The organism is Cellvibrio sp. 25HG11W-0 (assembly GCF_057815475.1).
Genome location: NZ_CM174230.1, coordinates 4,241,442 through 4,263,591 on the forward strand (window position 1 = coordinate 4,241,442; position 22,150 = coordinate 4,263,591).

Genomic DNA, 22,150 nt, shown 5'->3' on the forward strand with positions numbered 1-22,150 from the left:
ACTCCACCCTTATTTAAGTTGACGCCAAGACATACGACCAAAAATACCGGGCGGGGCAGGTGGTTTGGTTTCAAAAATCCCGCCGGCCAAGTCGCTGCCCATAATATTGATGGTATTACTGTCAGGATCAAAAATAGGTATTAACGCACCGTATATTACGGAATCTAGAATGTGATTCGCCTTATTTTGCAGCAAGCTATAACCAATGTGTTTATCGCCAACACCCGTCAGCTCCATCAACCAACCACTACCACCAAAATCGCACTGATAATTAGATGGAATAAAAGTGCCAAAAATTAATCGGTCAAACAGGAGCAATGGCTTGGTAATAACACGCTCACCAGACGCAGTAGAGAAATCCAAATACCAACCTTTGAATACCGACCAATCTACCGCGGGCACTCCGGTAGCCACTGGCGTAGCATCAAAATTAACTACTCGCTGACTACTATTAGATGCGCCAGTATCAATCACTTTTTTATGTAAACCACTTCTATTGGATCCAGCCACTATAGCCGCGCCAGAATCTGCAATGCCATAAAATGACTGCACCCCAGTACTCGATTTATCAGTGGTCTCATTAAACTTTCCAGTACCGAAATACACCATCACCGAATCCTTTTCCTTTCCATTATCGGTATAGGTTTTTAACGCATTCATACCCAATGTAGGTGTCGCTGTAATGGGCTGCGCCTTTCCAGTAGCATCCGTTACCTTAATTAAAGGACTTGGCGATCCTCCGCTAGCATAAGGGATGGACCAACTACTCAAGCTAGTATTACTTAAATTAAAGCGCCACATATTGCCTAGAATATCACCCGCATAAGCATCAATAATTACACCTTGCCCATCCGGCAATAAGGCAGGTCCCGAAAGGCCATTATTTGTGGTTGCACCATCTTTTGCTCCAGTATCAATGGCGATGTATTTAGTCGGATTTTGAATATTAATAGCCATAAGTTTTGCAGCGCCATTAACACTATTAGTGCCGTTCCCAAAGAACACAGTCCAACCGCCATTTTTTGTAGGTGCAAGTAAAGGACGACTCATGATGTAACCTAAATCATCGCGATAAGGCGTAACGCCATCATCAGCGCTCACATCAAACATAACCTTTGGCGCAGTACCACTACTTAGTGTATCCGTTACATCCAGCGCATATATACCACGACCGCCCGCCCCTAAACTACCGACAACCACTGTACGCCATGCGCTGCCCGTATAATAATCTCCGGCATACACAGGGCCATCCACATTAAACTCATGCTTATAATCAGGCTTAGATAAGGCAGCCAGTTTTGAGTAAACCCCGCGCGGTACATAAGCAAATATTTCAGCACCAGTTTCCGCATTAAAGGCATGCATCATCCCGTCATTAGCACCTACAAAAATTGCAGATTGTCCCGTTTTTTTAGTTCCGTTGACATAGGCAAGATAACTTGCAGACCCATAGGCTGCCGGTAAAAAATCATATTTTAATGAGTTACCACCGCTAAATGCTGGGTCTGAATTGACAACATCTCCTAATACGTGCTCGCGTGCTCGCAGTGTTCCATTAACCTGCGATGTTTCATCCCGCTCCAATCCTAGCAACCAATTGAATCGTTTAAGTGCATTCACATCATTAGTCTCAGAGCTCAAGCGCAACTGATTTTTTAAAGCCGTAGGTGCACTACCCAAGTTATCAGCCGTCAATTTTTGTGCTGACTGTAAACTTCCAGAACCATAGGTGTATATATTTCTGCTACCTCTTTGAAGTGTGTTGTGCGTATTCCAAGCAGGAGTTATTTTATCAACTTTGCCAGTACTTTTATCAAACTTATACGCAATCAGCTGAGAACTCCAATCAGTACTATTAAATATCGCTTGATAGAAAAACGTACCTGTATCCAATTGTGTTGAGTTAGCTGCTGCCGTAGCGGATGATGCAACTGTTTTAGACACGCCATCCAAAACGGCCCGCAAACTTGCCTGCAGCCGACGCGGATCAGTTGCATAAAAGTAACTATCAGGGATTTTAACACTAGCAATTGCATCTATGGCCTGCTGCTTCTCGGGCTCAGTCTCAGGTAAATCCTTACTAAACCCGCCCCACTTAGCGGCATAAAACAAAGGATCCTTCAGCGAGTCCTGACTATTAGAATCCCCTAAGGCAAAAGTTTTAGCAGTAGTATCATTTAATGTGCCCGTGCAAGGACCAGTATTACCATCGCCCACGGCCCTACAAGTACAACTAGTTGCATTCGCACAGTATGATCCAGCAGACTCAATAAATCGGTTGATACCGGAGTGAACATGAAATCCATCGTTACTGGTACCACTAACGACGTAGCCAAAGCCCATAGAGTCCCCAGTAGACTGGCCATAAACTCGGGTAGTGACCGAAACCGCACTTCCAGCAATAGCATATTCTATAGTCCCCCACATATCTTGATCAAAATCGCCGCCCTGCTCACTATCCTCCCAGCTGACATAAAGTTTACCGCCAGTTGGAGTTTGAGAGACTATTTTAAAATCAACAATCGCGCAGTTCCCGCCGATAGTGTTATTACGGCAGGCAGGCAGAATTTTAAAGGGTTTGTCTATTGCCGGCGCACCTGTGGCAGGATTTGGAGGAGTAGTGGTAATTGATATGGACAGATTCGGAACTGCAGGTGACATAGTCACACCAAATGTCTTCACTTTTGATCGATTAGCCTTCACACCTGTTGTGCGCGCGTGGTAAGCAAGCCCTGCAATTTGAAACCCGCCCTCAAGGCGTGGCGCTTCAGGACACAAACCTAGAGCGGCACTAAAATCACCAATAGTTTTAGCAGTGCACATTTCATAACCGGCCGCTCCGGCCGCTACAGTACCATTACGCCCCACAAAAAATGACTTAGCTGAAGTCCCCATAATACCTTCAGCCCGAGCGACATCATTCGTTTTCTCTTTACGCTGAGTATTACTAAGACCAATATCCGTACTCGTTCCCAACTCATCCGAATCATAAGAAGTAACAGATGCATTGAACACCAGTACATTTAAAGGTGCACAGGCATTAGTGCCAACTTGCAACCCAGTAGACGTATTAACGGGGGATGCTTGGGTGGAATAAATGGGGTCTTTCCAGGTACTAACGGTTTTTAAATTCGTGATTTTTGAGCTATCTAACTTACTCGCATCATAAAACGCTGGTGTAGCCGCAGTAGCCCCACTCAAATAGCGCAAAGACTCCAAATAGATTTCTGCCTGTGGGTTTCCCCAGTTTGTACAGTCGCCATTGTTAAACGAATTTTTTGCCCACTTACAGTTATCACTGTCAGTACCGGAATGATAGGTACCATTATCATCACCACCACCTAACTTATGGTGGTAGCCATACACTCTTAAAAGGTCGATTGAATTAATAATATTAAAATCATCACTTGGAATTTCAAACTTACCTGTATTTTTATTAATTTCATCTGTCAAGGAGCCTGCATTTTTACGCAACACGCCACCAGATTTATTTTTGGTATAGGAGCCCATCATTAACCCAAAATGGATAAGATCTTTTTCGCCATACTCCTGTAAAAGCCCACGAGGCTTGTATGAATTATTAGGGTAAATACTGCACCCCTCATCAGCACTCGTTATTCCTGTCACACAGGTTTTTACACGTACCACATAGTCACCCACACCAGCCTTAACACCTGCAGTCGTGACAACGCCCGAACTATCCTTAATATCATTTTTACGTGGGTTACTAGCAGCAGAGTTAAGTCCACTTGCAGCAGCAATATTACCGTTGCTTGCATCTCTCTCATCACTCCAAAGACACTGCCAGCGCTCATTATTTGCCCAAAGCGCATAGTTACCCTTGGCAGCCCTAATTAATGGGGGCGATGTTACCGACTGAGAATTATTACCTGCAGCATCATAGGTGGTATTACACATAGTAATGCCGCTCGCATCATAAACAGCAGTCGGCACTAAGCTGGCTAGATCGGACCCGTTATAAAATTTTGCAAAGGAATGGGCATCGTTGGGAAGGTAAGCACGCTCGAGAACTGTATTGTCTACTTCATCGGTAGAGCGCTTACCACCGTAGAGAATTTTACGTATTGCATCAATACGCGTCATGCTCGCCCAATTGAGAAAATTTCCGCTCCATTGGTTGCTGCATGTTCTAGTTCCGGCCATGAGAGTTGCAGGGCTAAATACTTTGTTCGTATCACTATAGGTGTAGCATATATCACTAGCAAAATAGCCATAATAATCAAAACTATTTTTGTACGTTGTATCAGGTGCTCCATCTATCCCCGAAGCACCAGCCGCAGTAGATATGTCAGAATAATCATCATATAACTTAAAATAAAGCTGATGATCATTTGACAAGTTAAGCATTAATATAGGCTTCACTGGCGAAGATATAAAAATAGGCACCTGTGAAGGCGTGTCAGCATGAGCCACATGGCAGATAGCAGATGTAAAAAAACCTGTTACCAACACCAGCGACATATTAAAAAATGTATTGAGTAATGCTTTAAACTTTTTCATGATAGGCTCCGCTGAGTACCATATTAACGCACAGTAGACTGTAAAATAACTTCTGAACTATTTGTCCCACCCAACCCACGACTAGTGACTCGATAGTATATTTTTTCTATCGCTTGCTGCTGCGTATAAAAATCAACACCGCTTCCCTCTGCAGCCAAATCAACTTGAAACCTAAGTTGCTCAATCGCATAGCGCGGCTGATCTACAATTCCCTCAAGTGTATTTGCGACCATCTTTTTGCTATTACTATTATCTTCCCAAACATTCGCAGCCCAATCCACTGGTCGCCCTGGACTTCCCACAAAAGGTATATTTAAATCAGCCCAATATCCATTTGTGTTAATCACTGCGGGTAAGGATAAGTTCTTTCTACCTTTTGCAGTATCCTCCCCTACACGCAACGCTGCTTCACTTGCCTGAAAGGCTAAATTTCGATCACGCATATTACCCGCCATACGCTCCTGTAAATCGCTGCCGCGAATTGACGCTAAGCCGATAATGGTGAGTAACAACAACATTATTAAGCCAACAATTAACACCGCGCCTTGCTGGCGACCTACAACCACATAATTTTGCATGAACCCTACCTCACTCCAACAATTCTTTCGGTTTGAAAACACAACTACTCTAATCTGCTGCGAATTCCAACGGTTGCACTGAACACCTGACGTAACCGTCTATCAGATGGGTTAGGTGCAATATTATCTACACCACCAAAGTTGTAAGTTTGCATTTCAGGCAAAACGCCATCCTCTATGCTTGCTATTAATAGCTCCACTTTCACTGACACCACTCTTGTCCAATCAGTTACCGCTGGTGCAAAACGGTACTCATCTGGGACATAGTCCTGCAACGGAGTCGTATCTACGCCATAACTAAGACTTAAATCTTCCACACCCTCTAATAATTCAAACGGATTTTGTCCATTGGCTTTTTGCCACAAACTAGGTCGCCCCGATGTTCCTTGTGCAATAAAATAGGCGATATTAGATGCAATTAATACTTCAGATCCAGGCCCAAACGTTTCGCTTGCCTTTGCCCCATCTCCACCCCATTTAATAACTGCATTGCCGGGCACGCCCGAACTATCATGCTCAAGATTAAGCTCGCCCCCAGCCGCCTTCACGCCGGTCGCCTGAAAGGCTAGCGCTTTATTGCAGTCAGTGACTACGAGAATATCACCCACACAAAAGCCACCTATCCGAGCCCCACCTTTACTACACGCATTAGCCTCTGAGACTGTGTTATTAAATACAAACAGCTGTGTATCGTCATTATTTTTTGTAACGTACACACCACTGCCTTCAGCACTGCGTACAACAATAGCGTCAGTATCTGCAATCGGCGTAGGCGTGAACGTATTAATGGGATCCGTAGTTGCTGTGTACCCTTTCACAGGAGTGCTGAAATCATAATCAAACTTATTACTATTTTTCAGGGTATTCTGTAAATTGAAATTACTACTACGCGACGTACACCCCATATAGCCAGCCATACGAATATCGCGACTAATAAACTCTATTGCCATGCGCCCAGTCTCTTGGACTCGCGACAGCGCTTGCTGCGTTGAAAAAACAGTTTTACTCGATAAAAAAACCTGCATAACGCCGGTCAGTAAAATCAACCCGAGCGTAATTGCAATCATTAATTCAACAAGCGATAAACCATGCTGTTTATTTGTCATGTTTTTGGACTCAAATAGCGGTTGCATAAACAAATTCATTTTTTGCCTCAAGATTAGAGGCTGCTGCACCGAACAGTTGCTCATCGTCCCATTTAATGGAGATTTTACAAATACGCGTGTCGAATGCACATTCAATTGCGCCCTTTCCACCAGGTAAGCTTCGCAGAATATTATTCCGCCAAGCCGTCACATCAGCTGCAACCATTCCGCCAACTTTCGGAGCGGAATCAAACGGTGCGGTATAATTCACAATATTCGCACCATTAGCACCTCTATTAATACGGATGCGGTCAGCTATATCATATGCCGCTATATTAGCCTGCGAGCGCATATAGGAAGCCTGATTAAATTGGAGCGATCGAGTTTGCAGCGTCGCCATAGCCAAGAGAGATACGGCAAGAATGAGCACTGTTATGGCGACCTCAATAAGAGTGGCCCCAGACTGCTTAGCAATTTTTTTCATAGTATTTCCCCTCACCACTAACAATCGATATTGCTTGTTGACAACATCCCCGAAAGCCCCACTGTCACCCTAACTTTAGATTTCATGGTGCACCCAGCAACGGAAAGATCAAAAACTCGCGAGTCGGTATCTCCTCCATTTTGTCGTGCCAACATTCCAGTCCCCGTAAAACGGAAGAACCCAAGTTTAGTGCTCGTTGCGTCAATGTTGGCCGTCACCGATGCTTTACCAGGCAAATCATTCCAGCTGCGTAGAGGTGTACCTACTATAGGATTAACCGACGAATCTGATACCGCCGCATCTACAAAAACCAACCACCCTTTTGCCCAATCATCCGCCCCCAAACAGGCCAGCCCATCTGTTGAGGGGCAAATAGAGACTCGAGTACCACGCTTTACCGCTTCCGAGCGGGCAAAGTTAAGCGCGACCACCATCTCCTGCCCTAAAGTTGTAGAGCGATTGTTGACCACCATAGCGTTGAAACTGGGTACAGCAATCCCCAAGACAATCGCCAATACCGCTAGTGTTATCATCAATTCAACTAAAGTGAACCCATTGTTACGAATTTGCATATCCACTCACTCTGTTAGGGCATAAGCATCTTAAAAAACAGAAGTTGCCCAATAGACAATATTTATAAGCCTGTTTATATTGACCCAGACTAGCACGGAGGCTTTCAAGCAGTGTGCGACCAACGATATATGGTCAACACAGATAGCCGAACGGCCAGTTACGGCGTCTAGTACAACAATCTCAGTTATTTGCTTTACAACGACTACCAAGGAAGGGAATCAACATGAAATATCATGGCTTCACACTTGTGGAACTACTTCTCACGCTCACCGTTATCACCATTATCATTACCCTCGGTATCCCTAGCCTTTCGGAGCAACTTCGCTCCTCCCGCCTAAAAACAGCCAGTTTAGCCTTAATAGAATCCATAGAAACAGCTCGTTCTGTCGCAGTCTTCCGCAACAAACGAACCCTTCTCAGGCCGACTAATGGTGCATGGGATAAAGGCTGGGAGCTTTTTGTGGATAATAACGACGATGGCATACGCACCGATGACGAAGAACTTCTGAGCGTTAATAGCGCGCTCTCAGGGGTTGTCGTAAGTGCACCCGATAGCAGTCCATTAAAGAAATATATCTCTTTTATTGGCAGCGGCGAGGGGCGAAAAACCGGCAGAGCAAATGGGGGCGCATTTCTGGCTGGGAGCTTAAAAGTATGCCCAGAAGTAAAAGGCGGCGGGCTAAACCTTATTCTTTCACGCGGAGGGCGACTGCGGATGAAAAACATTAGCGCGGCAGACTGCGGGTTTTAAGCTTCAGGCAACACCAGCTGCTATAAAAACCAGCGCATGCGCTGGTTTTTATAGATTACATCATGATGTGATGCCTAGCAGACTGATGAAAATCGTTTTTAAGGCCATCGATGCAAAGCAAAAACAAGTAATCTGCTAAGCCGCGCAGCACAAAAGCGGTGTTTATGGAATAAATTCTGCAGCGACAAGCCAGATAGATTAAAACAACCTGCCCGACTCAAATACGCAGCGCCTTAGGGAGCGTAAAGCTTATATTTTCAGGCGTTCCCGCCATCTCGATGGGCGCTTGAGCGCCGCAGATTTCAAGTTTTTGTATCACCTGCTTCACCAACACTTCCGGTGCAGATGCACCAGCGGTGATGCCAATACAGGTACGATTTTTAATCCACTCAGGATTGATATCCTCTGGCCCGTCAATTAAATAAGCCTCAGTACCACAACGCTCCGCCAACTCACGCAAACGATTTGAGTTTGATGAATTAGGCGATCCCACTACCAATACCAAGTCACACTCCAGCGCTAGCTGTCGCACCGCATCTTGGCGATTAGTTGTGGCGTAGCAAATATCATCTTTGCGCGGCCCTTGAATAGCAGGGAACTTAGTGCGCAACGCATCTATGACCTTGGCGGTATCATCCATAGAAAGAGTGGTTTGGGTTACATAGGCTAAAGTCTCGGGATTTTTCACCACGAGTGCAGCCACATCCGACTCATCTTCTACGAGATAAATAGCGCCGCCGTTACTGGCATCATACTGCCCCATAGTGCCTTCAACTTCAGGATGCCCTTGATGGCCAATCAGGACACACTCGCGGCCTTCGCGACTGTAGTGCGTCACTTCTATATGCACTTTGGTCACCAGTGGACAAGTCGCATCAAACACCTGCAAGCCGCGCTCTTGCGCCTCATTGCGTACCGCCTGTGACACACCATGCGCACTGAAAATCAAAATCACATCGTCGGGAACCTGATCAACTTCCTCGACAAAAATAGCACCGCGCTCACGTAGGCTATCCACCACAAATTTATTGTGGACTACCTCATGGCGCACATAGATAGGCGCACCAAACACATCGAGTGCGCGATTAACGATATCGATTGCGCGATCAACACCAGCGCAAAAACCACGGGGATTGGCCAATTTGATTTGCGTCATAATCAATGCACCTGCTGCGGTTCAATTTGCAAAATAGCGACTTCAAAATAGATGTCGCGCCCCGCTAAGGGGTGATTGAAATCCACCACCACCACGTCGTCATTAAAACGTTTTACCACGCCGGGCAATTCTGTCTTTTGCGCGTCAGCAAAAGAGAGCATCAAGCCTTCGCTTAACTCCAAATCTGCGCTAAATTGATTGCGCGCAATTTCTTGAATGTTGTTGGGGTTGCGCTGACCGAAGCCATCTTCAGGCTTTATGATAAGGGTTTTGCGCTCACCTTCTTGCAAGCCAAAAATAGCCTTCTCAAAACCAGGCAGCAAGTTGCCATCGCCCACCACAAAGGTCGCGGGGTCGCGCTCAAAATTGGAATCAATAACTTCGCCATCGAGTAGGCGCAGCGCAAAGTGCAAAGTAATTTTGGTCCCAGGACCAACAGCCAAATCACGCATTGGATTTTTTCTCTTTGTTAAACAACATATCGGCAATAAGGATAATAGCCCCTAGCGTTATGGCTGAATCTGCCAAATTAAAGGCAGGAAAATAGCTTTCGTTGTAGTGCACCTGAATAAAATCCACCACGTGTCCCAGCAATATACGATCGTAAAGATTACCTAGAGCACCGCCGAGAATAAAACTGAGTGCGAAAGCTTCGTGCCATTTTGTGGCTGCTACACGGGCGATCCATACGGCGAGAACGCCACTTGCCAGCACGGCAATACCGGTAAAAAACCAGCGCTGCCAGCCACCTGCATCACTTAAAAAACTAAAAGCCGCACCCGGATTGTAGACGAGCGTAAAATTAAAAAATGATGTTAAGGCCAAAACTTCGGCATAGTCAAAACGCGCCAAAATTGCCTGTTTACTCCACTGGTCCAGCACTACAACCACTGCAGCAACGGCGTACCAAAACCAAACCTTGTGATACATTTTTATCGGCATTAGTTATTCCACACCTAAGTTATTAAGCAAAACTGCGCGCTTCGCCCGCACCTTCTACATTGTCGACGCAGCGCACACACAATTCAGGGTGCGCAGCATGGGTACCCACATCGGCGCGATGGTGCCAACAGCGCGCACACTTGGGTTGCTCAGATTTTTTGACCGCAACTTGCAAACCAGCCACTTCAGTTACGTCTGCATGCTGGGCCGCGCTTAAGGGTTGCAATTCCGCCGTGGAGGTAATCAGCACAAAACGCAATTCATTGCCGAGCTTTTGCAGCTCAGTCAGTAATTTATCATCGCAATAAAGCACAACCTCAGCACCCAAAGAGCCGCCCACTTCACCGCTACCGCGCTTAGCTTCCAATACTTTGTTGACTGCCACTTTTACATCGGCAACCAAATCCCAATAGCTATTGGCAAAGGAACCGGCCGGTACTGCAGGCAACTGATACCACTCAGATACAAAGACCGATTGGCTGCGATCGCCCGCGATCACTGGCCAAATTTCATCGGCAGTGAAACTTAAAATTGGCGCTATCCAGCGCACCATAGCTTCTATTACATGCTGCAGAGCAGTTTGTGCTGAGCGACGTGGCAGCGAATCGGCTTTGGTGGTGTATTGGCGGTCTTTAATAATGTCGAGATAAAAACCACCCAGCTCCACCACACAGAAGTTGTGCAGTTTTTGATAGATTGAGTGCAGCTGATAATTATCGTAGGCCTTAATAATCTCTTGCTGTAGCTCCGCAGTGCGGCCCACAATCCAGCGATCCAGCTGCATCATTTCGCCCATGGGCACAGCATCTGTTGCAGGATCAAAACCATTCAAATTCGACAAGATAAAACGCGCCGTGTTGCGAATGCGGCGATAGGAGTCAGCCGTGCGCTTTAAAATTTCATCGGACACGCTCATCTCAGTACTGAAATCTGTCGCCGCCACCCAGAGACGCAATACATCCGCACCCAAGTCATTCATGACTTTTTGCGGCGGTATCACGTTGCCAATGGACTTAGACATTTTGCGCCCTTGCGCATCCACCACAAATCCATGGGTTAATACTGTTTTATAGGGCGCCTTACCGTGCATTGCCATAGATGTTTTAAGTGAAGACTGGAACCAACCGCGATGCTGGTCAGAGCCTTCCAAATACAAGTCGGCAGGGAAACGTAAACCCGCGCGCTGTTCAAGCACCGCATAGTGTGTCACACCCGAATCGAACCACACATCGAGTGTGTCGGTGACTTTCTGGTAGCTATCCACATCGGCGCCAAGCAATTCTTTTGCATCCAAATCGAACCAAGCATCCATACCTGTTTGTTCAACCTTTAAGGCAACAGCTTCGATAAGTTTAGCGGTATCTGGGTGCAGCTCTTGAGTTTCTTTATGCACAAACAACGCTATAGGCACACCCCAGGTGCGCTGGCGAGAAATACACCAGTCAGGTGAGGTGGCAAGCATGGCATCGATGCGCGCCTTGCCCCAATCGGGAACCCATTGCACAGAGTCCACTGCTTTTGCGACTTGATCGCGCAGATTGTTTTTGCTCATGCTCACAAACCATTGTGGCGTTGCGCGGAAAATCAGCGGAGTTTTAGTGCGCCAGCAGTGCGGAAAGCTATGGGTAATTTTCCCCTGCGCTAAGAGCGCATTTTTTTCGATTAAAAGTTCGATAACTTTTTCATCAACTTTGTAAACATGGTCGCCCGCAAACAACTCAACACTGGGGCGATAGTAGCCGTTATCGTCGATATAATTGAGTGTGCCTATGCCGTACTTCACACCCACCGTAAAGTCGTCAGCACCGTGATCCGGCGCAGTATGTACAAAACCCGTACCCGCCTCCGTCGTGACGTGATCACCCAACAAAATCGGCACCTGACGCGCATAGAAAGGATGCTGCAAGAGCATGCCTTCTAAGGCGGCGCCTTTAACGCGGCCAACAATTTCGTAGCTCTCAACTTTTGCGCGCGCCACAACACTCGCAACTAGGGTTTCAGCCAACAGCAAGCGTTCATCACCTACTTGCAACAGTGCATAGTCTACGTCGGCATTGGCAGAGACTGCTTGGTTCGCCGGCAAGGTCCACGGCGTCGTGGTCCAGATAACCAGCGAAATCGCCCCCTTGCCCGCCAATTCACCGATAGATTTTGCAACCGCGGCCTGATCGACAAAAGCAAATTTCACGTCGATAGAGAATGAGGTTTTATCCTGATACTCGACTTCCGCTTCAGCCAAGGCTGAACCGCCCACCACGCTCCAATACACAGGCTTAAAGCCTTTGTGCAGATGACCGTTCTCGGCAATTTTACCCAGCGAGCGAATAATATCGGCTTCGAATTTGTAATCCATGGTGAGGTAGGGCTTATCCCAGTCGCCCAACACACCCAAGCGTATGAAATCTGCCTTTTGGCCAGCAACTTGCTTAGCCGCATATTCACGACACTTTTGGCGGAAGGTTTTAACATCGACTTTGTCGCCAGCCTTACCTAATTTTTTCTCGACATTGTGCTCAATGGGCAAGCCGTGGCAGTCCCAACCGGGCACATAGGGCGAATCAAAACCGCTTAGGGTTTTACTCTTAACGATAATGTCTTTAAGAATTTTGTTAACCGCATGACCAATGTGAATATCGCCGTTCGCATAGGGTGGGCCATCGTGCAGAATAAACTGTTCACGACCAGCGCGCGCCGCGCGAATTTGTTGATAGAGATTATTCTCCTGCCAGACTTTTAACATGCCGGGTTCGCGCTGGGCGAGATTAGCCTTCATCGCAAAGTCAGTATTGGGCAGATTCAGTGTTGCTTTGTAGTCGGTCATGATTCGGGTCTACTTGTTAACAAAAAAGTTAAAGAGAAATTATTTCAGCTCATCTTTTTGAAAAATTCTTGCGCTTGGAATATATCCAATTGCAGTTGTTGCTGCAGCTGTTCAAGTGAGCTAAATTTTTGCTCGTCGCGCAGTTTTTGATGGAAGCTCACATCAATCATAGCGCCGTACACACTGCGCGAAAAATTAAACAGATGCACTTCTAAAATGGGTTTCTTCTCACCACTGACAGTGGGGCGCACGCCAACATTGGCGACCCCCTGATGCGCGGAGCCATCGGTAAATTTTACCGTGACACAAAACACTCCCTGTAACGGCGAGCGGTAGCGGCGCAAATGCACATTTGCCGTAGGCACGCCGAGCTTACGCCCCAACTGTTGGCCGTAGGCGATACGGCCACTAATACTATAGGGTTTACCTAAGAGCTGCTCCGCCTGAGCAAATTCGCCCGCCTCTAACAGCTGACGAATACGCGTACTGCTAACACGTTCACCGGCAATCATCAAGGTATGGGTATCACTTACAGTGAAACCGCGCTCGGCACCAATTTGCTGCAGGAGCGCAAAGTCACCGCGCCGGTCGCAGCCAAAACGAAAGTCATCGCCTACGACTAAGTGTTTAATATCTAAACCCGCAATCAGCACTTTTTCAACAAAGGCCTCTGCCGAAAGGCTGCGCAGTGTTTGGTTGAATTGCACGCAGAGTACACGATCAACCCCAGCAGCCAAGAGTGCCTGCAGCTTTTCGCGTAAACGCATGAGCCGCGCGGGGGCTTTTTCACCCGAAAAAAATTCATGGGGTTGAGGTTCAAAGACGATGACGACCGCAGGCAAATGCTGCTCCCGCGCGCTACTGATAAGCTGGCGCAATATCGCCTGATGACCGAGATGAACGCCATCAAACGAACCAATGGTCGCCACGCAGCCGCTATGCCAAGGGCGCAGGTTATGTAACCCACGAATAAACGCACCTGCTGCCGGATTCACGCTTTGCACTTACCTCAACCAAAATGGCGCCAAACACGTCCAGAGGCTCAGGCATCAGACGCTTACGCAAAAGGCAGGCAGTATACAGGAGCAGGCACCCTTGAGCCTACCCCGAGCAATTTTTGCACGAAATTACAATTGCCCCATTTCCGCGGGATTAATCCCGCGCGCGGTAGTGTTTGATGCGTTCGCCAAACAACAAAAGCACCGCAAGGTAAACCACCAAACCAGCCGCGCAGACCACGCTCAAACGCAAAATAGACGTTAGCGTGTGGCCGTGAGACCAATCGCTCCAAAGCTGCAAAAAGCCGATTAAGACAAGCGCCATCGCCAAATTCGCCACCCCATAGCGCAGCCATAACTTAGGCCAATCCTCACCGGGTTGGTAGATTTGCTGGCGCCGCAAACCGCGATAAAGCAAAAATGCATTCACATAGGCCGCCAGCGCCGTGGTGAGCGCCAAACCCACATGGCCCAAGCCCCATAAAAACACAAACGGCACGACCACCAAGGGCTTCATCAGAATATTGGCAGCAATCGCAATAATGCCGATACGTACCGGGGACTTCATGTCGTGACGGGCAAAATAACCAGGCACCAATATCTTGATCAACATAAAGGCAAAGAGCCCCAAGGCATAGCCTTTAAGGCTGTAGGAGGACATCAAAATAGCCGGCTCCTCCATTTTGCCGTGGTGATAGAGGGTAAACAGAATCGGCTGCGCCAAGATCACCAGGGCGATGGTTGCCGGCAGCGCAATTAACACCACAAAGCGCAGCGCCCAATCGAGTGTTTGACTAAATTTCTCGCCCGCCTGCACAGCGCTCTGGCGACTCAAACTCGGCATGATAACGGTAGCAATGGCCACCCCAAACACCCCTAGGGGCAACTCGACGAGGCGATCTGAGTAAAACAGCCAGCTCACCGCACCATCACCCAAGAGGGTAGCAATCACCGAATCCAGCAACATATTTAACTGGCTCACCGAAACACCAAAGAGCGCGGGGGCCATCAAGGCCAAAATACGTTTTACCCCGGGGTGCGACCAGTCTAACTTAGGCGATGGCATCAGGTGAATTTGGCGTAAAAAGGGTAACTGAAACAGCAGCGAAAAGACCCCCGCCACCACAATACTCCAAGCTAAGGCATAGGCTGGGTTCGGAAAATAGTCGGCAACCAGCAAGACCGCCGCGATCATAAATATATTGAGAAAAATCGGGGTTATCGCCGGAATCGCAAAGCGGTCATAGCTATTTAAAATTCCACCGGCAAAACCCGTCAGCGAAATCAGCATTAAATACGGAAAGGTGATGCGCACCAAATCAGTGAGCAGCGAAAACTTCTCGGGCGAGGAGACATAATAACCTGGCGCAAACACCATCGCCAGCCCAGCCGCACCCACACAACCCAGCAGCGTCATTAGCAGCAAAATAGAGCCGAGACAGCCTGCAACGTTATCCACCAATTCTTTTACCGCCGCATGAGTACCCTTTTCACGGTACTCCGACAACACCGGAATAAACGCCTGCGAAAAAGCACCCTCAGCAAACAAGCGGCGAAAAAAATTGGGTATTTTTTGCGCAAGGCCAAAAGCATCCATGATCGGGCCTGCGCCCAACACATTCGCCAAGACTATATCGCGCACCAAACCCAGCACCCGCGAACTCATGGTCATAGAGCCAGTGAGCAAACTGGAGCGCAACAGGCTGCGTGGTTTCTGTTTAGGCGGAATGGGCGAAGAAGACAAATCAGAATCTGACACAAGTTACCCCGAAGGTGCAATGAATCCGGCATTATCTACGGCTAACACAGATCCGCACAACCTGAGAGTCACCAGCCAATCAAATTAGGCAAGCCCGATTCAGCCAACAACCCACCAAGCCTTCGCCAGAAAAACCCGACGGAAAGAAAGCTTGACAAGTATCCACACCAAATATACTGTACATAAAAACAGTAACAACACTTTCGAGGATTTTAACAATGGCAGTAATCGCCGTTTGGCTATGTGATCGGGATGGCAGTATGTTTGAAGATAAAAAAGTCGCAGAAGAACACGATAAATATCTGGAGCTGGCCGCCAATATTACCCAATTAATTGAAGAAAATATTCCCGGCATCGATGAACAACAAAGTGAGGCGATTGGCCTATTGCTGGCCCAAAGGCGCGAGCTGCTCGCCAAAGCCTGTAAAGGCAAGCCCGATGAGCTGCTGCAGCCCTTTACCTATGAGAAGCCAGTCACAATCAATTCTAAAGAAGCGCTCAGCAGCAGAGACGCTCAACAAGACGACTAGCTACCCGTTAAACCGCATTATTAATCTGGGCAGGCCGTCAAGGACAAGGACACAAGATAGCCGCGCAGATTTTTAACCAAATACATCCCACAATGTATTTGGCCTTAGGGTGCATTACCGACCCCGAGGAAATCAAACCTTTGAATACCACGCTTAGGTTTGTTTATGTTATGGAGCCTGTTCACGCAGGCTCGCTTCCACACACTCCAGCCATTGCAACCTATCAGCCATAAGTTGTTAACAGCGGGAGTCGCTTTCGCCATCGCACCTAGTCCCCACGGACACCTCAAGGGTGCGGTGGCTTTTTCTCTCCACCATTAAAAAACATCCCCCATAAAACCTAACGCGAGTTCGCAAAAAACAATGGCGACCTCAAGTTGTCATCAAAGCTGCCCAAAAACTTCACATTAAGCCGTTAGGGTCTGACCTTACCTGCCCTAGGTACAGTTGTTCACCTCAATTTATACGGAGTTTAGTATGCGACCTTTATTCTCACGGCTATCCTGCTTGGCATTTTGTTTGATGTTCATCCCCCTAACCACACTGGCGCATAGCGATAAAAATGATCGCTATGACCGCAAGCCTCAACACAATGATAAAAAAAATGGCGATGACACCATTCAGCTCGGCCCGCGCCCTTTTTATTTAGTTGAAGACATGGACGAAAGCCCGCTCAAACGAAAACTGCAAAGTTGCGCTAACGGGCCGTTCAAAAAAACCAAGCTTTCTATTGGCCATCGCGGTGCACCACTACAATTTCCTGAACACACGAAAGAATCCTATGAGGCCGCCGCCAAAATGGGCGCCGGTATAGTCGAGTGCGATGTCACCTTCACCAAAGACAAAGAGCTGGTATGTCGCCATTCGCAATGCGATTTGCACACCACCACCAATATTCTCGCCGTGCCAGCACTGGCCGCAAAATGCAGCCAGCCATTTTCACCTTATGACCCTATTACCGGTAAACCCGCCAGCGCAGTTTGCTGCGCATCAGACATCACCCTCGCGGAATTTAAAAGCCTACAAGGTAAAATGGATGCCTCCAACCCGAAAGCCAACACCCCTGCTGAATATTTACAAGGCACAGCCGCATGGCGCACCGATTTATATGCAAACAAAGGCACACTGCTAAGCCACAAAGAAAGTATTCAACTATTAAAAAAATTAGGCGTGAAATTCACCCCAGAATTAAAATCAGCTAGCGTGCCTATGCCTTTTGAAGGAACCTACACCCAAGCCATGTATGCCCAGCAAATGATCGATGAATATCGCGCTGCAGGCATCAAAGCGCGCGACGTATGGGCGCAATCATTTGACATTCAAGACATTCGCTACTGGATCAGTAAAAACCCCGACTTTGGCAAACAAGCCGTTTACTTAGATGATGCCAACGACCCGAGCGAACTTCCCAGCGCAACAGACCTACAGCTTTACGCCGACGAGGGTTTCAATATAGTCGCACCGCCACTTTGGGCATTGTTAGCACTAGATAAAAACAACAAAATTATTCCTTCTGTTTACGCGCAAAATGCAAAAGCGGCTCGCCTAGATATTATTACCTGGTCATTTGAACGCGCTGGCCCTCTAAAAAATGGCGGCGGCTGGTACTACCAAACCATAAATTCAGCGTTAAATAATGACGGCGACATGATGGACGCACTCGATGTGCTAGTACAAGATGTAGGTGTCATAGGTGTGTTTTCAGATTGGCCGGCGAGCGTGAGTTATTACGCTAGCTGCATGAATAAACGCTAAGCTGCACTAAATCAACAACAATATATGCGCCAAACTACCCCTCCTGCGAGGGTTAATTTGGCGCATTAATATCTACCCAATCTTTCTTATTAAATAGAGTACCCGCGAGCCCTTCGATCAAATAATAATTTTACGCAATTTTCTGACAGCAAAAAATCCTCGCCAAAACAAGCCTTTTCTACAACATTTAAAACCAAAAAATTGGCACCAAAAACAACATATTAAATATAAATACCCGCGTTAAATAATCAAAGCAATCAACAACATAAAAGCGCGACTAAACACAATGCTTGTCTATACTGGAATTTGCATACTGCTAATCTAGACGACAATCAAGGTTCCACATGACTATAAAAATAAAGCACCTAGCAGGCCGCACCTATTGCAGCGCGCGAGCAGCGCTGGGCAATCCCACAAAAACACTTCGCATGCCTCAGCAGCTGCTTAAACTCTGCCTACCGCTTATTACTCTCGGACTTACCGCAACCTATACTCCCCATGCCCTAGCTGCCGCTCCGACCGACAACGAGCTATTTCATATGTCACTGCAGGAATTATTGGAAGTTACTGTGGCCACTGGCCGCGTAGGCTCCGGTGAGCGCACCAAAGTCGACACCAGCTACTCCATCACTCGCATCGATGCAAAAACACTGCGTATGCAGGCTCCCAGTTCAGTAGTCGATGCGGTAAAAGCAGTACCCGGTTTTTGGATTGAAGGCTCTGGCGGCGATGCCAGTGAAAATATTCGCGCGCGCGGCATACCCAACAGCGGCTTTCAATCAGTCAACCTATTGGAAGACGGCATACCGGTACAGCACGACCCCTACCCCAATGGTATGACCAGCGATCAAAGCTTTCGTCTCGATGAAACCATTGAGCGCATTGAAATTGTGCGCGGTGGCCCCTCCTCCACGTTTTACGCTTATGCACCAGCGGGGGTGATTAATTTTATTCCCCGGCGCGTAGGCGATACGGCATCCAGCCTAGTTAAAGTCTCTATCGGTGATGATGATTTAACCCGCGCCGACTTTTGGTATGGCACACCGTTAAGCAATGGTTGGAAGGCCAGTATTGGCGGTTTTTACCGCGAAGGCGAAGGTCTGCGCGACCCAGGCTATAACGCTTATCAGGGCGGGCAACTGCGTATTGGCTTAGCGCGCGACTGGGACAAGGGCAACATCAATATTGACCTTAAACATCTGGACGACACAGTTCCTTTTTACATTGACGGCCCCCTGCAAAAAAACGCGGATGGCAGTATTAACTCTGTCGCCGGCTACGACGCCGCCAGCGGCAACTATGTTGGCCCCGAATTCCAAAAAATCCCGATAAAGCGCACCGATGGCAGCAACTACCTATTTAACAGCGCCGAAGGCACTCAGGTACAGCGAGATCAACTCAGCATCAAACTGGAACAAGAGCTGGCCTCTGATTGGCATATGAGCAACACACTGCGCCTCTCGGATACCGCATCGCAACGCAACGATGTCTCGCCAGTTACCGTTGCGAGTACCAGCACATTCCTCCAAGGTCAAACCCCCATTGCTGCGCAGTATGGTGCCAGCCAACTCGAATTGATTTATGCGAACTCAGGTCTGGCTTACGCACCCGGCAATGACTTACTCATGACCGCGCGCATAGGTAACAACAGTGCTGCGCTAAAGGAATTGAGCAATGACGTACAACTACACCGCACATTTGAGTGGGGGTCACAAACCCATGACCTCAGCTTCGGTTACACCTACTCTAACTACCATCAAAACTATGAAACTATAGGGGCAGAAGTATTAATGGCTGCGCACAACCAAGCGCCGCTGCTGGGAATAACGGCACTAAACGGTGACAGCAAACGTATAGAACTCACCGATGCCATGGGTGTTTTAAAACAGAGTAGCGCCTACGGCGATGATCAAGCCAAGGTGCTGAGCCATGCCGTATATATCTCCGATGAATGGCAGCTCAGCGACCAATGGCGTATCGACTCCGGCATACGCTGGGAGCGAGCCGAGACCAGCGGCCAGTCACCTGTGCTGCGCACGCTCAACCAAGGCAGCTTTAGTACCCGCTCAATGATTGCCTCCACAGGGGACTACACGCATTTCTCTCGCACGTTTAGCGATACAGGTTGGACGCTCGGCGCCAATTACCAACTCAATACTAACAGCGGTATTTTTGCACGTATTACCCCAACCTATCGCCTGCCTGGCTTAAACAGCTTTATCCCCAATGAAACAGCACGCACCCAACTCACCCAGACCATGTTGCTGGGCGAAATAGGCTACAAATACACCAGCGAGTATTGGCAACTTTATCCGACGCTGTTTTACACCACCTATGACAATGTTACTAACAACAGCAGTGTCTACAGCCCCACCACTAATCAGCCCATCACACAGGTGGGGTTTGCCACCACGAAGACTCAGGGCCTAGAACTGGAAGGAAGAATTACGCCAAGCGCGTACGTTGATTTCGCCTTCAGTGCTACCTGGCAAGATGCCCGCTACAGGAACTATGCCTTTACCAATACAGTTAATGGTTCCGCCAGCGAATTAATAAGAACGGATTACTCTGGCAATCGCTTAGTGCGTGTGCCCAAGTGGAATTTTCGGCTAGTGCCGGGCGTGAATTTACTGAGCGATAAACTGCACCTACAGCTGGCTTATGAATACGCAGGCAAGCGTTTTGTAGATACCGCCAATAGCGTTGTGCTGCCGGCCTACGATCTAATTGACATTTCTGCACAATATCAGCTATCCGCAGCACTCAAGCTCTATGCTTATATCGATAACATTACTAATTCCGAGGGGCTTACTGAAGGCAACCCGCGCGCCGGTGAAATACAAAGCGCAGACGCAGGCTCCAATGTTTTTTTGGCGCGCGCGATTTTTGGCCGCCGCTTTCGGCTCGCCCTAAAATATGAGTTTTAACCAGCAGAAGTATGTAACAGAGTTTCGAGGCACTGCTCTTTAATCCCATAAAAATCTTTAATCGCCGCAATCTGCAACAAAACTTCACTGGTATCACGCGGGGCTTTGCGCTTTTGTGCGAGAATCATTTTATTTTTACTGGTGTGTTCCAGCGAAATAAACTCAAAAACCTGTGTATCGTAACCGTTTGCCTCCAGCAGCAAAGCGCGCAGGCCGTCAGTCACCATCTCTGCTTCTTGACCTAAATGAATACCGTGTTGCAGCAGTGGCGCCAGCAGCGCAGGGCTTTTTAATTGCGGGCGAATTTGTTTATGGCAACAGGGCGAACACATAATAATGTCCGCCCCGGTGCGAATCCCCATGTGCAGCGCATAGTCTGTCGCCACATCGCAGGCGTGCAGCGCAATCATGATATTAATCGCCTGAGCCTTAAAATGCTGCACATCGCCCTGTTCAAATTTAATCCCTTGCAATGATAATTTTTGCACCGTTTGATTGCACAGATCAACCAAGTTCTGACGCAGCTCTACACCAGTAACCTGCGCCTTTGTACCTAAGTTAGCACTCAAATAATCCTGCACCGCAAAAGTTAAATAAGCCTTGCCAGAGCCAAAATCGGCAATATGGATTTCACCGCGCTCCGCCAAACCAGTTTGATCTATAGCTTTGGATAGCACCTCGATAAACTTGTTAATCTGCTTCCACTTGCGCGACATAGCCGGAATAATTTGTCCATTGCTATCAGTAATTCCTAGCTCGCGCAAATAAGGACGAGCCTGATCCACATAGCGAAACTTAGCACGATTGTGCGCAAGATCCCTAGGCTCAGCATCTTCCTCAATCGTTGCCGCTGCACTTTTATTGCGATTTCTGTTAATGAGCACTTTTCCCTTCTTACTAAAACTCAGCTGAGTTTCCCAGCCTTGAGTAATCATATGGGCATTGTGGAAATCGCGCCCCAGCCACTCCTGTAATTGCACGACAGCCTCATTCAATGCCAGATTTTTTGTGACATGATTCGTCCGGTATTCGTACACAAATGACAGCAGCTTTTGCTCTTTAATTTGCACGGGCCGAATAGTTATGCGCGTTAGATCGACATCCACACCTTTGTATTTAGACAAGACTAAACGCTGTAAGGTATCGGCAGTAAATGCCGACTGGCAGTCGGCAAGAAATTTATTTACATCAGTAATGGAGCTATCAATCGTCATGTCTATCTCTTTAATCCGCTCAACCACTCGCAGTGGGAACATAGCTAGGGCTTAAT

16 protein-coding genes are annotated in these 22,150 nt (G+C 47.7%); 4 read left to right on the forward strand and 12 right to left on the reverse strand.

Annotated features, from left to right (window positions below; genetic code table 11):
- Window positions 1-9: 9 nt before the first annotated feature.
- Genes AC0KUT_RS17810 through AC0KUT_RS17830 form a run of 5 tightly spaced genes read right to left on the reverse strand, consistent with a single transcriptional unit; the run spans window position 10 to window position 7,240 of the window.
- On the reverse strand, window positions 10-4,521 hold the full coding sequence (locus tag AC0KUT_RS17810; RefSeq protein WP_488831737.1) for a pilus assembly protein: 4,512 nt from the start codon (window positions 4,519-4,521) through the stop codon (window positions 10-12).
- 23 nt (window positions 4,522-4,544) lie between these two features.
- Complete coding sequence (locus tag AC0KUT_RS17815; RefSeq protein WP_488831738.1) at window positions 4,545-5,099, reverse strand: pilus assembly PilX family protein; 555 nt, start codon at window positions 5,097-5,099, stop codon at window positions 4,545-4,547.
- Between the two features lie 44 nt (window positions 5,100-5,143).
- On the reverse strand, window positions 5,144-6,205 hold the full coding sequence (locus tag AC0KUT_RS17820) for a PilW family protein (protein ID WP_488831739.1): 1,062 nt from the start codon (window positions 6,203-6,205) through the stop codon (window positions 5,144-5,146).
- A gap of 10 nt (window positions 6,206-6,215) precedes the next feature.
- Complete coding sequence (gene pilV, locus AC0KUT_RS17825) at window positions 6,216-6,668, reverse strand: type IV pilus modification protein PilV (RefSeq protein ID WP_488831740.1); 453 nt, start codon at window positions 6,666-6,668, stop codon at window positions 6,216-6,218.
- Between the two features lie 17 nt (window positions 6,669-6,685).
- The gene (locus AC0KUT_RS17830; protein WP_488831741.1) at window positions 6,686-7,240 is read right to left on the reverse strand and encodes a GspH/FimT family pseudopilin; all 555 of its coding nucleotides are present in this window, start codon (window positions 7,238-7,240) and stop codon (window positions 6,686-6,688) included.
- Between the two features lie 224 nt (window positions 7,241-7,464).
- Here AC0KUT_RS17830 and AC0KUT_RS17835 point away from each other — a divergent pair, with 224 nt between their 5' ends.
- Entirely contained in the window at window positions 7,465-7,992 is a 528-nt protein-coding gene (locus AC0KUT_RS17835; RefSeq protein WP_488831742.1) for a GspH/FimT family protein, read from the forward strand.
- Window positions 7,993-8,209: 217 nt separating this feature from the next.
- Here AC0KUT_RS17835 and ispH read toward each other — a convergent pair whose 3' ends face one another.
- From ispH to murJ, 6 genes are all read right to left on the reverse strand, one after another.
- Window positions 8,210-9,148: a 4-hydroxy-3-methylbut-2-enyl diphosphate reductase gene (gene ispH, locus AC0KUT_RS17840; protein ID WP_488831743.1), complete on the reverse strand. Its 939-nt coding sequence runs from the start codon at window positions 9,146-9,148 to the stop codon at window positions 8,210-8,212.
- 2 nt (window positions 9,149-9,150) lie between these two features.
- The gene (locus AC0KUT_RS17845; protein WP_488831744.1) at window positions 9,151-9,600 is read right to left on the reverse strand and encodes an FKBP-type peptidyl-prolyl cis-trans isomerase; all 450 of its coding nucleotides are present in this window, start codon (window positions 9,598-9,600) and stop codon (window positions 9,151-9,153) included.
- Window positions 9,593-10,090, reverse strand: coding sequence for a signal peptidase II (lspA, locus tag AC0KUT_RS17850; RefSeq protein ID WP_488831745.1), 498 nt, complete (start codon window positions 10,088-10,090; stop codon window positions 9,593-9,595). The genes AC0KUT_RS17845 and lspA overlap by 8 nt, the downstream gene beginning before the upstream one ends.
- A gap of 22 nt (window positions 10,091-10,112) precedes the next feature.
- Complete coding sequence (gene ileS / locus AC0KUT_RS17855) at window positions 10,113-12,911, reverse strand: isoleucine--tRNA ligase (protein ID WP_488831746.1); 2,799 nt, start codon at window positions 12,909-12,911, stop codon at window positions 10,113-10,115.
- Between the two features lie 44 nt (window positions 12,912-12,955).
- A complete protein-coding gene (gene ribF / locus AC0KUT_RS17860) occupies window positions 12,956-13,906 on the reverse strand; it encodes a bifunctional riboflavin kinase/FAD synthetase (RefSeq protein ID WP_488831747.1) in 951 nt (316 codons plus the stop codon).
- Between the two features lie 157 nt (window positions 13,907-14,063).
- Window positions 14,064-15,668 carry a murein biosynthesis integral membrane protein MurJ gene (murJ, locus tag AC0KUT_RS17865; protein WP_488831748.1) on the reverse strand — a complete coding sequence of 535 codons (1,605 nt, stop codon included), beginning with the start codon at window positions 15,666-15,668 and terminating at the stop codon, window positions 14,064-14,066.
- A gap of 218 nt (window positions 15,669-15,886) precedes the next feature.
- Between murJ and AC0KUT_RS17870 the strand changes: the two genes are divergently transcribed.
- The 3 genes from AC0KUT_RS17870 to AC0KUT_RS17880 all read left to right on the forward strand — a co-directional run bounded on the left by AC0KUT_RS17870 (window position 15,887) and on the right by AC0KUT_RS17880 (window position 20,880).
- Window positions 15,887-16,198, forward strand: coding sequence for a YebG family protein (locus AC0KUT_RS17870; protein ID WP_488831749.1), 312 nt, complete (start codon window positions 15,887-15,889; stop codon window positions 16,196-16,198).
- 477 nt (window positions 16,199-16,675) lie between these two features.
- Window positions 16,676-17,953, forward strand: a complete 1,278-nt coding sequence (locus tag AC0KUT_RS17875) for a glycerophosphodiester phosphodiesterase family protein (RefSeq protein ID WP_488831750.1) — start codon at window positions 16,676-16,678, stop codon at window positions 17,951-17,953.
- Window positions 17,954-18,297: 344 nt separating this feature from the next.
- Window positions 18,298-20,880, forward strand: a complete 2,583-nt coding sequence (locus AC0KUT_RS17880) for a TonB-dependent receptor (RefSeq protein ID WP_488831751.1) — start codon at window positions 18,298-18,300, stop codon at window positions 20,878-20,880.
- On the opposite strand, the gene AC0KUT_RS17885 is transcribed toward AC0KUT_RS17880, so the two are convergent.
- Complete coding sequence (locus AC0KUT_RS17885) at window positions 20,877-22,136, reverse strand: class I SAM-dependent methyltransferase (RefSeq protein ID WP_488831752.1); 1,260 nt, start codon at window positions 22,134-22,136, stop codon at window positions 20,877-20,879. The genes AC0KUT_RS17880 and AC0KUT_RS17885 overlap by 4 nt on opposite strands.
- Window positions 22,137-22,150 lie beyond the last annotated feature (14 nt).

What these genes read in the sequence shown, in the direction of transcription:
- AC0KUT_RS17810 (WP_488831737.1), bottom strand. Translation starts at nt 4,521, where the DNA reads ATGAAAAAGTTTAAAGCATTACTCAATACATTTTTTAATATGTCGCTG.
- AC0KUT_RS17815 (WP_488831738.1), bottom strand. Translation starts at nt 5,099, where the DNA reads ATGCAAAATTATGTGGTTGTAGGTCGCCAGCAAGGCGCGGTGTTAATT.
- AC0KUT_RS17820 (WP_488831739.1), bottom strand. Translation starts at nt 6,205, where the DNA reads ATGACAAATAAACAGCATGGTTTATCGCTTGTTGAATTAATGATTGCA.
- pilV (WP_488831740.1), bottom strand. Translation starts at nt 6,668, where the DNA reads ATGAAAAAAATTGCTAAGCAGTCTGGGGCCACTCTTATTGAGGTCGCC.
- AC0KUT_RS17830 (WP_488831741.1), bottom strand. Translation starts at nt 7,240, where the DNA reads ATGCAAATTCGTAACAATGGGTTCACTTTAGTTGAATTGATGATAACA.
- AC0KUT_RS17835 (WP_488831742.1), top strand. Translation starts at nt 7,465, where the DNA reads ATGAAATATCATGGCTTCACACTTGTGGAACTACTTCTCACGCTCACC.
- ispH (WP_488831743.1), bottom strand. Translation starts at nt 9,148, where the DNA reads ATGACGCAAATCAAATTGGCCAATCCCCGTGGTTTTTGCGCTGGTGTT.
- AC0KUT_RS17845 (WP_488831744.1), bottom strand. Translation starts at nt 9,600, where the DNA reads ATGCGTGATTTGGCTGTTGGTCCTGGGACCAAAATTACTTTGCACTTT.
- lspA (WP_488831745.1), bottom strand. Translation starts at nt 10,090, where the DNA reads ATGCCGATAAAAATGTATCACAAGGTTTGGTTTTGGTACGCCGTTGCT.
- ileS (WP_488831746.1), bottom strand. Translation starts at nt 12,911, where the DNA reads ATGACCGACTACAAAGCAACACTGAATCTGCCCAATACTGACTTTGCG.
- AC0KUT_RS17870 (WP_488831749.1), top strand. Translation starts at nt 15,887, where the DNA reads ATGGCAGTAATCGCCGTTTGGCTATGTGATCGGGATGGCAGTATGTTT.
- AC0KUT_RS17875 (WP_488831750.1), top strand. Translation starts at nt 16,676, where the DNA reads ATGCGACCTTTATTCTCACGGCTATCCTGCTTGGCATTTTGTTTGATG.
- AC0KUT_RS17880 (WP_488831751.1), top strand. Translation starts at nt 18,298, where the DNA reads ATGACTATAAAAATAAAGCACCTAGCAGGCCGCACCTATTGCAGCGCG.
- AC0KUT_RS17885 (WP_488831752.1), bottom strand. Translation starts at nt 22,136, where the DNA reads ATGTTCCCACTGCGAGTGGTTGAGCGGATTAAAGAGATAGACATGACG.